At 69.3% G+C, this 14310-nt stretch carries 15 protein-coding genes; 9 read left to right on the top strand and 6 right to left on the bottom strand.

Annotated features, from left to right (window positions below; all coding sequences use genetic code 11):
- The first annotated feature begins 91 nt into the window (after positions 1-91).
- The 7 genes from QZ772_RS20845 to fahA all read left to right on the top strand — a co-directional run bounded on the left by QZ772_RS20845 (position 92) and on the right by fahA (position 6600).
- Positions 92-832 (top strand): TetR/AcrR family transcriptional regulator, encoded by a 741-nt coding sequence (locus tag QZ772_RS20845; protein ID WP_295530420.1) that lies wholly within the window; start codon positions 92-94, stop codon positions 830-832.
- Positions 829-1776 (top strand): ABC transporter substrate-binding protein, encoded by a 948-nt coding sequence (locus QZ772_RS20850; protein WP_295530837.1) that lies wholly within the window; start codon positions 829-831, stop codon positions 1774-1776. Before QZ772_RS20845 ends, QZ772_RS20850 begins: the two co-directional genes overlap by 4 nt.
- Positions 1777-1809: 33 nt before the next feature.
- A complete protein-coding gene (locus QZ772_RS20855; RefSeq protein WP_295530839.1) occupies positions 1810-2661 on the top strand; it encodes an ABC transporter ATP-binding protein in 852 nt (283 codons plus the stop codon).
- Between the two features lie 157 nt (positions 2662-2818).
- Positions 2819-3535 (top strand): ABC transporter permease, encoded by a 717-nt coding sequence (locus QZ772_RS20860; RefSeq protein WP_295530423.1) that lies wholly within the window; start codon positions 2819-2821, stop codon positions 3533-3535.
- Positions 3532-4308 carry an ABC transporter permease gene (locus QZ772_RS20865; protein WP_295530426.1) on the top strand — a complete coding sequence of 259 codons (777 nt, stop codon included), beginning with the start codon at positions 3532-3534 and terminating at the stop codon, positions 4306-4308. Before QZ772_RS20860 ends, QZ772_RS20865 begins: the two co-directional genes overlap by 4 nt.
- Positions 4309-4458: 150 nt before the next feature.
- Positions 4459-5265 (top strand): cyclase family protein, encoded by an 807-nt coding sequence (locus tag QZ772_RS20870; RefSeq protein WP_295530429.1) that lies wholly within the window; start codon positions 4459-4461, stop codon positions 5263-5265.
- 12 nt (positions 5266-5277) lie between these two features.
- A complete protein-coding gene (gene fahA / locus QZ772_RS20875; RefSeq protein ID WP_295530432.1) occupies positions 5278-6600 on the top strand; it encodes a fumarylacetoacetase in 1323 nt (440 codons plus the stop codon).
- Between the two features lie 73 nt (positions 6601-6673).
- On the opposite strand, the gene QZ772_RS20880 is transcribed toward fahA, so the two are convergent.
- From QZ772_RS20880 to boxC, 5 genes are all read right to left on the bottom strand, one after another.
- Positions 6674-7108 (bottom strand): MaoC family dehydratase, encoded by a 435-nt coding sequence (locus tag QZ772_RS20880; protein ID WP_295530435.1) that lies wholly within the window; start codon positions 7106-7108, stop codon positions 6674-6676.
- Positions 7109-7124: 16 nt separating this feature from the next.
- On the bottom strand, positions 7125-7484 hold the full coding sequence (locus QZ772_RS20885; RefSeq protein ID WP_295530438.1) for a cupin domain-containing protein: 360 nt from the start codon (positions 7482-7484) through the stop codon (positions 7125-7127).
- A gap of 123 nt (positions 7485-7607) precedes the next feature.
- Positions 7608-8888, bottom strand: a complete 1281-nt coding sequence (gene boxA / locus QZ772_RS20890) for a benzoyl-CoA 2,3-epoxidase subunit BoxA (protein WP_295530441.1) — start codon at positions 8886-8888, stop codon at positions 7608-7610.
- 237 nt (positions 8889-9125) lie between these two features.
- Positions 9126-10553 carry a benzoyl-CoA 2,3-epoxidase subunit BoxB gene (gene boxB / locus QZ772_RS20895; RefSeq protein WP_295530444.1) on the bottom strand — a complete coding sequence of 476 codons (1428 nt, stop codon included), beginning with the start codon at positions 10551-10553 and terminating at the stop codon, positions 9126-9128.
- A gap of 164 nt (positions 10554-10717) precedes the next feature.
- Positions 10718-12406 (bottom strand): 2,3-epoxybenzoyl-CoA dihydrolase, encoded by a 1689-nt coding sequence (gene boxC / locus QZ772_RS20900; protein ID WP_295530447.1) that lies wholly within the window; start codon positions 12404-12406, stop codon positions 10718-10720.
- Between the two features lie 305 nt (positions 12407-12711).
- Between boxC and QZ772_RS20905 the strand changes: the two genes are divergently transcribed.
- Positions 12712-12966: an AbrB/MazE/SpoVT family DNA-binding domain-containing protein gene (locus QZ772_RS20905; RefSeq protein ID WP_295530841.1), complete on the top strand. Its 255-nt coding sequence runs from the start codon at positions 12712-12714 to the stop codon at positions 12964-12966.
- Entirely contained in the window at positions 12960-13280 is a 321-nt protein-coding gene (locus QZ772_RS20910; RefSeq protein ID WP_295530844.1) for a type II toxin-antitoxin system PemK/MazF family toxin, read from the top strand. The genes QZ772_RS20905 and QZ772_RS20910 overlap by 7 nt, the downstream gene beginning before the upstream one ends.
- A gap of 28 nt (positions 13281-13308) precedes the next feature.
- On the opposite strand, the gene QZ772_RS20915 is transcribed toward QZ772_RS20910, so the two are convergent.
- Entirely contained in the window at positions 13309-14271 is a 963-nt protein-coding gene (locus QZ772_RS20915; protein ID WP_295530450.1) for a helix-turn-helix transcriptional regulator, read from the bottom strand.
- Between the last annotated feature and the right edge of the window lie 39 nt (positions 14272-14310).

The raw sequence follows: 14310 nt of genomic DNA on the forward strand, positions 1-14310 counted from the left end.
GACCGCGGCGCGCCTGGGGAGCAGGCCAAGGCGCCACGGCTCATGGTTTGTACGTGTGTGCAAGACTGTTGTACGGTCGTTCAATACGCCCATGAGTGCACGGCCGAACTCCGCCCTCTCCCCGCGCAGAGCGTCGCGTGCGATAGCCGCCGAGCCGCGGCCCGACCGCCGCCAAGCCATCCTGCTGGCGGCGGAGAAGCTCTTCGCCCGTTACGGCTATCACGCCGTGAGCATCCGCCAGATCGCCGACGAGGCCGGCGTGCCGCTGGCGCTGGTGGGCTACTACTTCGGCCCCAAGAACGCACTGTTCGAGGCCATCTTCGAGCACTGGAACCAGACCATCGAGCGCCGTCTGGCCGCGCTGGCCGCGGTGCCCATCGACCCGGCCAACGCAAAGACGCTGCCGCGCATCATCGACGCCTTCACCGCGCCGGTGCTGGCCCTGCGCGCCAGCAGCGAAGGCGAGTACTACGCCCTGCTGGTGGCCCGCGAGCTGTCGCATGCCACCGAAGAGGCCGACCGCGTGCTGCGCCATTACTTCGACCCGCTGGCCAACGCCTTCATCGACGCCCTGCAGCGCGCTCTGCCCCATGCCACGCGGGCGCAGGTGGCCTGGGGCTACCAGTTCGCGCTGGGCGCGCTGCTGCACCACCTGACCGACACGCGGGTGGAGCGCCTGTCCGGCGGCAAGGCCCATGCCAACGACGCGGCCGGCAGCGCACTGCTGGTGGCCTTCATCGCCGGTGGGCTGCGCGCCGCCATGCCCCGTCCCCGCGCCGTCCGCACGACCGCGGCGCCTGCCAAGAAGACCAACCCACGGAGACAAGCCTGATGAAAAGACGCACCGCACTCTCGGCGCTCGGCGCCGCCACACTGACCGCCGCGGCGCTGCCCGCCCGCGCGCAGGGCATGACGAAGATCGTGTTCGGCTTCACGGCGGTGACCGACTTCGCCTCGGTCTTCGTGGCCAAGGAACAAGGCTACTTCACCAAGCGCGGCCTGGACGTCGAGCCCAAGTTCATCCCGCTCAACTCGACCATCCCGGCCGCTCTGCAGTCCGACTCGCTCACCATCGGCGGACCCACGCCCTCGGTCTTCCTGCAGGCGGTGGATGGCGGCCTGGATCTGGTGCTGGTGGCCGGCGGCGGCCTCACCGCCAAGAGCATCACCGGCTTCGGCCTGGTGGCGCGCGCCGGCTCGGGCATCAAGAGCGCGCAGGACTGCGTGGGCAAGAAGATCGGCGTGCCGGGCCTGGGCGCCTTCCTGCATGTCACCTTCCGCGCCTGGCTCAAGGACCAGGGCGTGGACTACCGCAAGGTCAACTTCGTCGAAGCCGCCTTTCCGCAGCATGCGGACCTGCTGCGCGGCGGCTCGGTGGACGCGGTGGTGTCGGCCGATCCCTTCATGAGCCGCATCACCGAATCCGGCGCGGGCTACGTGGCGAGCTACTACTCCACCTTCCTGCCCGAGGGCAACCAGACCATCGTGCATGCGGCCCGTCGCGACTGGGCCGAGAAGAACCCGCAGGCGGTGCGCGCCTTCCGCGAGTCGCTGGTGGAGGCGGCGGCCTTCATGGGCCAGGCGAAGAACGACGCCCGCGTGCGCGCGGCCATCGGCAAGTACATCAAGCTGCCGCCCGAGGTGCTGGCCAAGGTGCAGATTTCGCCGCCCGGCCCGGTCGTCACCGACAAGCAGCTGGCCTACTGGGTGGGGCTGATGAAGGACCAGGACATGCTCAAGGGCACGCCCGACGTGGCGCGGCTGATCGCGCGCTGAGGCCAGGCGCACGACATGGGAGCCCCCGACTTCATGGTCGCTGCGAACCGCGCGGCGGCACATCCGGCCGCTGCAGCGGCTGCCCCCATCGCGGGCTGCGCCGCGAGCGCAGAAGCGCCGCTGCTGCGCTTCGACGAGGTGAGCATCCGCCTGGGCGGGCGCGAGATCCTGTCGCCCACGAGCTTCGAGGTGCGGCGCGGCGAATTCGTCTGCATCGTCGGCGCCAGCGGCTGCGGCAAGACGACGCTGCTGCGCACCGCCAGCGCGCTGGTCGCGCCCACGGCGGGCCGCGTGCTGCGCCACGGCGTGCCCATCACGCAGCCCGTACGCGAGATCGCCTTCGTGTTCCAGGACTACGGCCGCGCCCTGCTGCCCTGGCGCACGGTGGAAGGCAATGTGCGCCTGGCGCTGGAGGCCGCGCACGTGCCTGCCGCCGAGCATGCAGCCCGTGCGGCCGAGGTGCTGGCCAAGGTCGGCCTGGCGGCGCATGCGAACAAGTTTCCGCTGCAGCTGTCGGGCGGCATGCAGCAGCGCGTGCAGATCGCCCGCTGCCTGGCCCAGCAGCCCGAGCTGATGCTGATGGACGAGCCCTTCGGCGCACTGGACGCGATGACGCGCCAGGGCCTGCAGGACGAGCTGGCGCGCCTGGTGCGCGACGACGGCCTGACGGTGATCTTCGTCACCCACGATCTGGAAGAAGCCATCTACCTCGGCGACCGCGTGGTGGCCCTGCAGGCCAACCCGGGCCCAGGCCGGCCCAGCCTGGCGCGCATGATCGACGTGCCCATTCCCCGACCCCGCGACCAGCTCACCACGCGCGAGCATCCCGAGTTCGTGCGCCTGCGGCGCGAGCTCTTCACCTTCATCGAGGAAGGCCATGGCTGAGCGGGCTGCGGACCCCACGGCCCTCGGCGCTGCGACCGTTCGCGCCGAGCCTGTCCAGGCGCCACGCAAAACCCAGTCCGTTCGCGCTGAGCCTGTCGAAGCGCCGACCGCCAGGCCACACCCCCTCACCCGCCTGCGCCCCTGGGTCATCCCCGCCTTGCTGCTGCTCGCATTCGAGCTCTACGCCCGACGCGCCTCGGCCCTGGGCAGCGATTCACTCGCGCCCGTGAGCGCGGCGGTCCAAGCGTGGTGGGGCGCAGCCCTGGACGGCTCACTCTGGCAGGCCACCGCCTTCACCCTCGGCACCGCGGCGCTCGGCCTGGGCGTCGGCAGCCTGCTCGCGCTGACCGGCGGCATCGCATTGGGCCTGTCGGCGCGTGCCGCACGTATGGGCTTCATGACCACCGAACTGCTGCGCACCGTGCCCTCGGTGGCACTGATCCCGCTGGCCATGCTGATGTTCGGCTTCGGCGTGCGCATGGAGATGGCGGTGGTCGCCTTCGCCACGTTCTGGCCGCTGATGCTGCTGGTGCAGGCGGCCGTGCGGCAGGTGGAGCCGCGGCTGCTGGAGGTGAGCCGCGTGCTGGGCCTTTCGGCGCGCGAGCGCGCCTTCAAGATCGTGCTGCCGGCCATCGCGCCGCGGCTCTTCGTCGCGCTGCGCCTGGGCGTGGCCGTGGCGCTGGTGGTGGCGGTGACGGTGGAGATCGCTGCCAATCCCAACGGCATGGGCTACGCCATGATGATCGCGCAGCAGAGCTTCGACCCCGCGCTGATGCTGGCCTGGCTGGGCTGGATCGGCGTGGTGGGCTATGCGGTCAATGCTGCCATGCTGCGGCTGCAGCAGTGCGTCGCCCGCCGGATGGGGGCCGCATGAACGAGCGCCTGAAGACGAGCAGCTGGCTGGGCTCGGCCCTGGTGCTCGCAGCGCTGATCGCGCTGTGGTGGGCGGCCAGCAACCTGGGCTGGGTCAGTCGCGTCTTCCTGCCCACGCCGCAGGCCACCTGGGACGCGCTGGCCGAGGGCTTCAACCTGCGCGGCAACGGCCGCGGCGAGCTGGCGTCATGGACCTTCGACACCGTCGGCCGGATGCTGCAGGGCTGGCTGCTGGCCTCGCTGGCGGGTGTGGCGCTGGGCGTGTTCATCGGCGCCTCGGCCGCGGCCCGTGCCTGGCTGCAGCCGATGCTGGAGTTCATCCGACCGCTGCCGGCCTCGGCGGTGCTGCCGGTGGCCATCGCCATCTTCGGGCTGAGCCCGCGCATGGTGCTGGTGGTGGTGGCCTTCGGCGCCATGTGGCCGGTGCTGCTGGCCACGGTGCATGGGCTGGCCACCGTCGATGCGCGGCTGGCCGAGGTGACGCGCTGCCTGCAGCTGTCCCGCCCCGCCTTCATCCTCAAGATCGGCCTGCCGCATGCCATGCCCGACATCCTGGCTGGCATGCGCCTGGCCCTCACCGTTGCGCTGATCGTGGCCGTGGTGGGCGAGATGATCGCCTCGCAGGGCGGCCTGGGCCAGGCCATCCTGCTGGCGGCACGCGCCTTCCGGGCCAGCGAGCTGTTCGCCGGCATCGTGCTGCTGGGGCTGATCGGCTTCGTCAGCAATGGCTTGCTGGCCTTCGCAGAACACAAATTGCTGCGCTGGCAAAGATGACCACCCCCAGGCTCCGCGCACTTCGTTGCGCTCCGCCACCCCCTTCCAGGGGGCGCCGCCCACGGCCTGGCCAAGCCAGTTCCGTGGAGGCCGCAGGCATGGCCTGCTCCGCGGCCGCTTGAATCACTTGTTCCTCAAAGGAGACCCCCGATGCCCCGCAAATTCGTCGACCTGTCCATCTACCTCGAGAACGACGTGGTGAGCGACCCGCCGCCCTTCGCGCCCAAGATCCAGTACTTCACGCACGAGAACACGGTCGAGCAGATCGTGCCCTTCTTCCCCGGCCTGCAGAAGGCCGACCTGCCCGACGGCGAGGGCTGGGCGGTGGAGCAGGTGCAGCTGTCCACCCACAACGGCACGCACCTGGATGCGCCCTACCACTTCCACTCCACCATGGACAAGGCGCTGGGCGAGAAGAAGCCCGCCATCACCATCGATGCCGTGCCGCTCGAGTGGTGCTTCCAGCCCGGGGTGAAGCTGGACTTCCGCCACTTCGCGGACGGCTATGTGGTGACGGCCGCCGACGTGGAGGCCGAACTGGCCCGCATCGGCCATGTGCTCAAGCCGCTGGAGATCGTGGTGGTCAACACGCGCGCGGGCGAGCGCTACGGTCAGAACGACTATGTCTCCAGCGGCTGCGGCATGGGCTACGAGGCCACCATGTACCTGCTGGAGCGCGGCGTGCGCCTGACGGGCACCGACGGCTGGAGCTGGGACGCGCCCTTCGTCCACACCGCTCAGAAGTACGGCGAGACCCAGGACGCCGGCCTGATCTGGGAAGGCCACAAGGCCGGCCGCGACATCGGCTACTGCCACATCGAGAAGCTGCACAACCTGGAGGCGCTGCCGCCCGATGGCTTCTTCATCAGCTGCTTCCCGCACAAGATCCGCGGCGCGTCCGCGGGTTGGACGCGCGCCGTCGCCATCTTCGACGACGCCCTGATGGCCTCGGCCTGAGGAGCAGCATCGATGACGCTCGACCGCACCCATGACGCCGATGCGCGCAGCTGGCTGGCCAGCGCCAACGCATCGGGCGGTGACTTCCCGATCCAGAACCTGCCCTTCGGCGTGTTCCGCCGTGCCGGCACCAACGAGGCCTTCCGCGGTGGCGTGGCCATTGGTGACCAGGTGATCGACCTGCAGGCGATGGCGGCCCGCGGCGCCTTCACCGGGCTGGCCGCGCAGGCCTTGCAGGCCGCGTCACAGCCCACGCTGAATGCGCTGATGGCCATGGGGCCCGAGGCCTGGCATGCGCTGCGTCTTGCGCTCTTCGATGCATTGATCGACGGTGCCACGGGCTCGGCCGCCGAGGCCCTGCGCGCCGCGCTCGTGCCGCAGGCCCAGGCCGAGATGGGCCTGCCCAGCCGCATTGGCGACTACACCGACTTCTACACCTCGGTGCATCACGCGCTGAACGTGGGCCGGGTGCTCAAGCCCGACGATCCGCTCACGCCCAACTTCCGCTGGCTGCCCATCGCCTACCACGGCCGCGCCTCCAGCGTGGTGCCCAGCGGCACGGCCTTCCACCGCCCCATGGGCCAGGCCATGGCACCCGGTGCCGCCGCACCGCAGTACGGCCCCTGCCGCCGGCTGGACTATGAGCTGGAGATGGGCTTCTACGTCGGCCCGGGCAATGCCCAGGGCCGGCCCATCGGCATCGGCCAGGCCGAATCGCACATCTTCGGCATGTGCCTGCTCAACGACTGGTCGGCGCGCGACCACCAGTTCTGGGAGATGGCGCCGCTGGGCCCCTTCCTGGGCAAGAACTTCTGCACCAGCGTGTCGCCCTGGATCGTGACGATGGAGGCGCTCGCGCCCTACCGCGTGGCCTTCGAACGTGCGGACGACGAACCGCAGCCGCTGGCCTATCTGGACAGCGCCGCCAATCGCGCGCACGGCGGCGTCGACGTGCAACTGGAGGTGCGCCTGCAGAGCCCGCGGCACCGTGAGGCGGGGCATGCCGGCGACCGCCTGTCGGCCACCAGCTTCCGCCACCAGTACTGGACGCTCGCGCAGATGGTGGCGCAGCACACGGTGGGCGGCTGCAACCTGCAGCCGGGCGACTTGCTGGGCACCGGCACCATCTCCGGGCCCACGCCGGGCGAGGCAGGCGCCATCGTCGAGTTGTCGCGCGGCGGCACGCAGGCCATCGACCTGCCGGCCACCGGCGAGACGCGCACCTTCCTGGAGGACGGCGACACGGTGATCCTGCGCGGCTGGTGCGAACGCGATGGCCATGCCCGCATCGGCTTCGGCGAATGCCGGGGCGAGGTGCTGCCGGCGGTGGGCTAAGGCGGGCGGCGCATCGAAGTCAGCGGCGCCGGCCATCCACGGCGCCGACGATGGCCAGCGGGGCCGCTCGCGTTCAGGGCAGCCGGAACAGGCTGGTGACCATGGCGTCCAGCACCTGCACATCGTGCTGGTTGAACAGCTGCCAGCGCCAGCGCAGGATGCCCAGGTGCGCCTTGGTGTCCGAGCGGCGCGCCTCGATCACCTCGGCCCGCAGGCGCAGCCGGTCGCCGGGACGCACGGGCCGGGACCAGCGGATGTGGTCGATGCCCGGCGAGGCGAAGGATTCGGAGTCGTGCAGTGCCGCTTGCACCACCAGCCGCATGGCGATGGCGCAGGTGTGCCAGCCGCTGGCGATGAGTCCCCCGAACACGCCCTCGGCCGCCGCCTCGGGATCGGTGTGAAACCACTGCGGGTCCCACTGGCGGGCAAAGCCGAGCACCTCTTCCTCGGTGACGGCATGCGGACCGGCCTCGATGACCTGACCGGGGCGGAATTCGGCAAACTTCATCCGGTGCGAAACCGCCTCAGCGGGGCGCTTCCTCCAGCGGCGGCATGGCCTGCGCATGCAGCCGGGCCACCCAGTAGGTCGCACCGTCGGGACCGTAGCGCTCCTCGTGCGGCTGATCGGGGGCCAGCACGAAGCGGTCGCCGCGGTGCAGCACCCGGGTCTCGTCACCGACGGTGAGGGTCAGCTCGCCCTGCACCATCAAGGCTTCCACGGCGAAGGGATGGCCGTGGCTGGCGACCTGCGTGTCCGGCTCCCACATGCGCTCGGTCACTTCGTCGAAGCCGCGCTTGCGCGCCTGCGCCTCGTAGGCGGAAAAGCTGGGCAGCGCATCGGGGGCGATGGGGGCGGGGAAGGTGACGCTGGCGGGACGGTTCATCAAAGGCTCCGTGGCGAGGTGGGCCGGAAACGGCGAGCCGCAAGTGTCTCGCGTCGGGGGCACTCTGGCGAGCCGACGCTCTTTATGGACCTGGTGGTGTACCTGCCCCCGGTCGTTTGTCCGTCAGTACGTCTCCAGGTGCAGCCGCCCTTCCTGCTTGAGCCGCGCCGCGATCTGCTCCCAGTCCAGGCCGGCCTCGTGGGCCACGTCGCGCAGGGCCAGCACCACGCCTTCTTCCATGCTCTTGAGGCCGCACACGTAGAAGTGTGCAGCCTCGTCGCGCAGCAGCAGCGCCAAGTCGGCGGCGCGCTCACGCATCAGGTCCTGCACATATTTCTTCGGCTCCCCGGGTGTGCGGGAGAAGGCCAGGTTGATGTCGATGAAGTCCTTGGGCAGGCTGGTCAGCGGGCCGAAGTAGGGCAGTTCCTGCTGGGTGCGGGCGCCGAAGAAGAGCATCAGCTTGCCGCCTTCGAACTTGCCGCTCTTCCTCAGGCGCCGCCGCCATTCGGTCATGGCCCGCATGGGCGCGCTGCCGGTGCCGGTGCAGATCATGACGATGTGCGACCTGGGATGGTTGGGCATCAGGAAGCTGCTGCCGAAGGGACCGACCACCTGCACGGTGTCGCCCACCTGGAGGTCGCACAGGTAGTTGGAGCAGATGCCGCGCACGGCCTGGCCCTGGTGGTCCTGCGTGACGCGCTTCACCGTGAGCGACAGGTTGTTGTAGCCCGGCCGCTCGCCGTTGCGCGCGCTGGCCACCGAGTACTGCCGCGGCTGGTGCGCGCGGCCCAGCGCATCGGTGCCCGGCGGCACGATGCCGATGGACTGGCCTTCCAGCACCGGGAAGGGCATGACGCCGAAGTCCAGCACGATGTGGTGCGTCTCGCTGTCGAAGCCGGCTTCGGTGCAGTTGAAGTTGCCCGTCACCGTGGCGGTGATGGGGCTCTTGGGCGCATGCAGGTTGGTGTACGGATGCGCGGCCGACCAGGGCGGGCGGGTGGCGCCGTAGCTGGCCGAGTGGAAAGGCGCGGTGCCGGGCTCGGCCACGGCGTCCGCGTTTGCCGGTGCAGCGGCGGGCGCGGCCTCGGCGGCATCGGCAGGCACGCCTTCGGCCGCCAGCTGTTCGGGCGTCAGCTCCGCGGGCAGCTCGTCCCACAGAAGCTGCTCCTCGATCGGATAGGCCTTGGCCGCTGGCACGGTGCGCCAGTTGTCGATGGAGCCCGTCGGGCAGGGCGAGATGCAGGCCATGCAGCCGTTGCACACGTCGGCCTTGACCACGTAATTGCGGTCGTCGTGCGTGATCGCCCCGATGGGGCAGGTGGCCTCGCAGGTGTTGCAGCGGATGCAGATCTCGGGATCGATCAGGTGCTGCCTGATGACCGCCACAGCTTCAGCCGTTTCCATCGTTTCTCTCTTTCTCGGTCCGCCTGCGTCGCCACGACCTCAGGGCCTCTCGCGCAGGAAGGACGGGCGTCACCGCCCGCTTTGACTGACTATGCGTGCCTCCAGCCCACTGCCCCGATCGCCGGTCGGTATTCCCAGACCGTTCGGGCTGAGCTTGTCGAAGCCTTGCGCGGCGTTTCGACAGGCTCAACGCGAACGGGTCGTAGGGTGTCCGAGGCAGAGAGGGCGCCAGACGCCTTAGGCGAAACGCACGTACTCGAAATCGACGGGCTGGCGGTTGATGCCCATGACCGGCGGTGCGATCCAGTTGGCGAACTTGCCGGGCTCGACCACGCGGCCCATCAGCGAGGCCACGAAGGCGCGGTCCTCGTCGGTGGGCAGCCATTCCTTCTTCTTGGCCTCCCACTCGGTCTCGCTCACCACGCGGCCGTCCGGCGACATGCGGATGCCGGCCAGGGCACCGATGGCGCGGTTGAAGGCCTTGTGCGGCACGGTGAGCCGGAAGGGGATGCCCGCCTTCTCGATCACCTTGTTCCAGCGGCTCACGCCGGCCACCGAGTCCTTGATGAAGTCGTCGCGAAGCACCTCGTTGAGGGCATTGAGCATCGGCACTTCCTTCTCGAGCAACTGGCCGTCCTTGACCTCCAGCACCTTGTAGGTCTGGTTCTTGAGGACGTGGTCGTCGGTGCGCTTGCCTTCTTCGTAGCGGCCCTTGAGGCCCGAGCTGTAGAAGGTGGCGGCGTTGCTGGACTGGTCGGCGCCGAACAGGTCGATGGTCACCGAGTAATGGAAGTTGAGGTAGCGCTGGATGGTCTCCAGGTCGATGGCGCCGGCCTCGCGCACCTTCTTCGGATCGTCGGTCTTGAGTTCGTTCATCACCTGGCAGGTGCGCTGGATGACGCGGCTGACGCCCGACTCGCCCACGAACATGTGGTGGGCCTCTTCGGTCAGCATGAACTTGGTGGTGCGCGCCAGCGGATCGAAGGCGGACTCGGCCAGGGCCGACAGCTGGAACTTGCCGTCGCGGTCGGTGAAGTAGGTGAACATGAAGAAGCTCAGCCAGTCCGGCGTCTTCTCGTTGAACGCGCCCAGGATGCGGGGGTTGTTCTCGTCGCCGCTCTGGCGCTCCAGCAGCGCCTCGGCCTCTTCGCGGCCGTCGCGGCCGAAGTGCTTGTGCAGCAGGTAGACCATGGCCCACAGGTGGCGGCCTTCTTCCACATTGACCTGGAAGAGGTTGCGCAGGTCGTATTGGCTGGGCGCGGTAAGGCCCAGATGGCGCTGCTGCTCGACCGAAGCGGGCTCGGTGTCGCCCTGCGTGACGATGATGCGGCGCAGGTTGGCGCGGTGCTCGCCGGGCACGTCCTGCCAGGCCTTCTCACCCTTGTGGTCGCCGAAGTGGATCTCACGGCTAGGGTCGCCCGGGTTCAGGAAGATGCCCCAGCGGTAGTCGCGCATCTTGACGTGGCCGAACTGGGCCCAGCCGTTGGGGTCCACGCTCACGGCGGTGCGCAGGTAGACGTCGTAGTTGGTGGAGCCCTCGGGGCCCACGTCGTCCCACCAGTTGATGAAGTTGGGCTGCCAGCCTTCGAGCGCGCGCTGCAGCGTGCGGTCCTCGGCCAGGTTGACGTTGTTGGGGATCTTCTCGCTGTAGTTGATGCTGCTCATGTCTCGACCTCGTTGAGAGAAAGAAGGAAGTGGGGAACGCCGTCTTCGCTGGATATGCCGCGGAACCGGCTTTGTCCTGTCCTGAGCCCGTCGAAGGGCTGGCCGCAGGCGTCGCCCCCTGCAAGGGGGTGGGCGGCGCGGACGCAGTCCGCGGAGCCTGGGGGTCAGACCCTTTTCATGTCGAAGCCCGCCTTCTGGCCGGTGCCGTAGACCTTCAAGGCGCCTGCCTCGCCGACTGCATTGGGACGCTGGAAGATCCAGTTCTGCCAGGCCGACAGCCGCCCGAAGATGCGGGTCAGCATGTTCTCCTGGCTGGCGAAGCGCAGGTTGGCCTCCAGGCCGGTGAGGGCGTCGGGCGACATGGCGGCGCGCTCTTCCAGCGCGATGCGCAGTTCGTCCTCCCAGTCGATGTCGTCGGGCGCGGCGGTGACCAGGCCCAGCGTCATCGCCTCGTCGGCATCGATGGGTCGGCCGGCGGCGCCGCGGGCGGCCTCCATCGGGCCGGCCTCTTCGTAGAAGCGGCGCTGCAGGCGGCTCTGGTCGTTGACCAGCGGCAGCAGGCCGAAGTTGAGTTCATCCAGCACCAGCTTCGGCGCCTTCTCGGGCGCGTCGGGCAGGGCCAGCATGTAGGTGCGGTCGGCGGCGAAGGCCAACTCCGCGAACAGGCCGGCGAAGCAGGAGCCCTCGTCCACCACGGCGAACAGCGTGCGCGAGGACACGTCCAGCCGCGCGAAGGTGCGGCGCAGCGCGCCCAGCGTCTCGCGGGCCAGCCAGTGGTCCTGGTGCGCCAGCAGCTGGCGGTCGGCGGCCAGCACGGCCTCGGCCTCGCCGCGGGTCTTGAGCAGCCAGGTGCCGATGTCGGGCTCGTTGGTGCGCAGGTGCAGGATGGCGTCGTCCAGCTCGCGGGCCAGGGCCAGCGGCCACCAGCCGGCGCCAGCGGCCTCGATGGCGGCGATGTCGGCCGGCAGTGCGGACTGCGGGGCCTTGAGCGTGAGCGTGGCGGTGCGCTTGGCGCGGTCCACCGACACCTCGACATGCGAGTAGCGCATGCCGTCGGCCGATTCCTCACGTTCCAAGCGGGGCAGCGCGATGCCGCGGACGCCGGCGGGACGGGGGCTGCCTTCGGCGAGCTTCATCGCGCGCTCCTGCACGGCCGCAGCGAACTGCGCCGGCTTGGCCACCGCGTCGACCAGGCGCCATTCGACGGCGCGCTGGCCACGCACGCCTTCGACGCTGGTGCAGAAGATGTCGGCCAGGTCGTGGCGCACATGGCGCTTGTCGGTCACGCGGGTGAGGCCGCCGGTGCCGGGCAGCACGCCCAGCAACGGCACCTCGGGCAGGCTGACGGCGGAGGAGCGGTCGTCCACCAGCATGATCTCGTCGCAGGCCAGGGCCAGCTCGTAGCCGCCGCCGGCGCAGGCGCCGTTGACGGCGGCCAGGAACTTGAGGCCGGAGTGCTTCGACGAGTCCTCGATGCCATTTCGCGTCTCGTTGGTGAACTTGCAGAAGTTCACCTTCCAGGCATGGCTGGAGAGACCCAGCATGAAGATGTTGGCGCCCGAGCAGAAGATGCGGTCGCGGGCGCTGGTGACGATGACCGTGCGCACTTCGGGGTGCTCGAAGCGGACGCGGTTGAGGGCGTCGTGCAGTTCGATGTCCACGCCCAGGTCGTAGCTGTTGAGCTTGAGCTTGTAGCCGGGGCGCAGGCCGCCGTCCTCGGCGATGTCCAGCGTCAGCCGGGCAATGGCGCCGTCAATGCTGAGCTTCCAGTGCTTGTACTGGCTGGGGTCCGTGCGGTAGTCCACCGGCGCCTGGGCCGCGGTGGTGCTGCTTGCTGCTGCGCTCTCGCTCATGGGGTGTCTCCTGGGTGGGTCAACCGGAAGCACTTTGCATGTTGCTTCGTCGATGACATGCATCATTATGCATGTTTACGGGCGCGTCAAGTCAAGGCGGAGAGGGCCTGCCGGGTTTTTGGGCTGGGGGTATCCCGAGGGAGCAACCAAGGCCGCGACGTGACCAGAGGCAATTCCTTCGCCTGCGCGCCGAGCCGTCTTCGACCAACTCAGGGCGGACGGCAGCAAGGCCAGATGACGTTGTTGCAAGCGGTTCTGGACAGGCCAGCGCTGATCGTAATAACATTGTTATTACTATGCCCGCTATCGCCGTCACCATCCGCGCCATCGGCAACAGCAAGGGCGTCGTGCTCCCCAAGACTGTGCTGGCTCAGGCCGGTCTGGAGGACGTCACTGACGCCGAATTGCTTGTCGAGAACGGCGTCATCCTGCTGCGCAAAGCCGCGCCCCGCGTCCGGGAAGGCTGGGCGGAAGCCGCAGCCCGCGTGAGCACCCAGGGCGGCGATGCGCTGGTCATGGGCGAATTCGGCAACGAAGGCGACGAGGACTTGGCCTGGTGAAGCGCGGAGAAATCTGGTTGGTCAACCTTGACCCCACAGTGGGCAGCGAGATCCAGAAGTCCCGGCCGTGCGTCATCGTCTCGCCGGCCGAGCTGAACAATCACCTGCGCACCGTGATCGTGGCGCCGATGACGTCCAAGGGCTTTGCCGCGCCCTTCCGCATCCCCGTGACGCACGCGGGCGCCGAAGGCCTGATCCTGCTGGACCAGCTTCGCACGGTGGACAAGGTCCGCCTGGTCCGCAAGATGGGCGCGCTGTCCGCAAAGACCCTCGCCAAGACGCTGGCAACGTTGCAGGAAGTGTTCGCCCCCTGAACGACGGCGACCAGACGCTGCGCCGTGCTCAGGCGCCGGCCGGCTCGGCCATTACCTTCTGCACCGCCGCCCGCAGCGCCTCGAAAGCCTGCGGCAGCGTGGTGCCGCCGGTGTCGACCGTGAGGTCGGCCTTGGAATAGAAGGCCGCACGTCCGTCGAGGATGCGCTTGAGGTCGTCCATCGCCTCGCGGCTGGCGGCCATGGGGCGCATGTCGCCCTGGGCGATGACGCGGCCCATGTGCTCCTCGGGCCGGGCCTGCAGCCACACGGTGGTGCAGTGGGCCAGCAGCTCGTTGAAGGTGGCCGGGTCGGAGACGATGCCGCCCGGCGTGGCGATGACCACCTCGCCGTAGATCTGCACCGTTTCTTCCAGCGCGCGGCGCTCGTAGCGGCGGTACGCGTTGGTGCCGTACAGGTCGTGAATCTCGCGCACGCTGCAGCCTGCGAACTTCTCGATCTCGCGGCTGAGCTCGATGAAGGGCAAGCCCAGGTCCTCGGCCAGCATCTGGCCCAGCGTGGACTTGCCGGCGCCGCGCAGGCCCACCAGTGCAAAGCGGCGCTTGCGGGCCGGGTCGATGCCGGCAGTGCCCAACAGCTCGCCCAGCGCGATGCGGGCGCGGCGCAGGTCGGCCTCGCTGCGGTTTTCGAGCAGTTCGCGGATCAGCAGCCATTCGGGCGAACTGGTGGTCGCGTCGCCGAGCAGCTCGGCCATGGAGCACTGCAGCGCGCCCGCCACCTGTTGCAGCACCAGGATCGACACGTTGCCCATGCCGTATTCGAGGTTGGCCAGGTGGCGCTCCGACACGTCGGCCGCCTGCGCCACGGCCTTGCGCGTCAGTCCGCGCCGCGCGCGCAGGCTGCGGGCGCGCTCGCCCACGGCCGCCAGCAGCGGATGGCGGTTTTCGCCGCCCGAGGCGGTGTTGGCCGCCTCCGGCGGATGCGCGTCCGCTTCCGCCTCACCAGGCCGCAGCGCGCTCTCGGGTTCGCTCATTGCATCGTCCTTCACAACGCGATTGTCGCGAGGCGCCAC

The organism is uncultured Pseudacidovorax sp. (genome assembly GCF_913773995.1).
Lineage (GTDB): Bacteria > Pseudomonadota > Gammaproteobacteria > Burkholderiales > Burkholderiaceae_C > Xenophilus.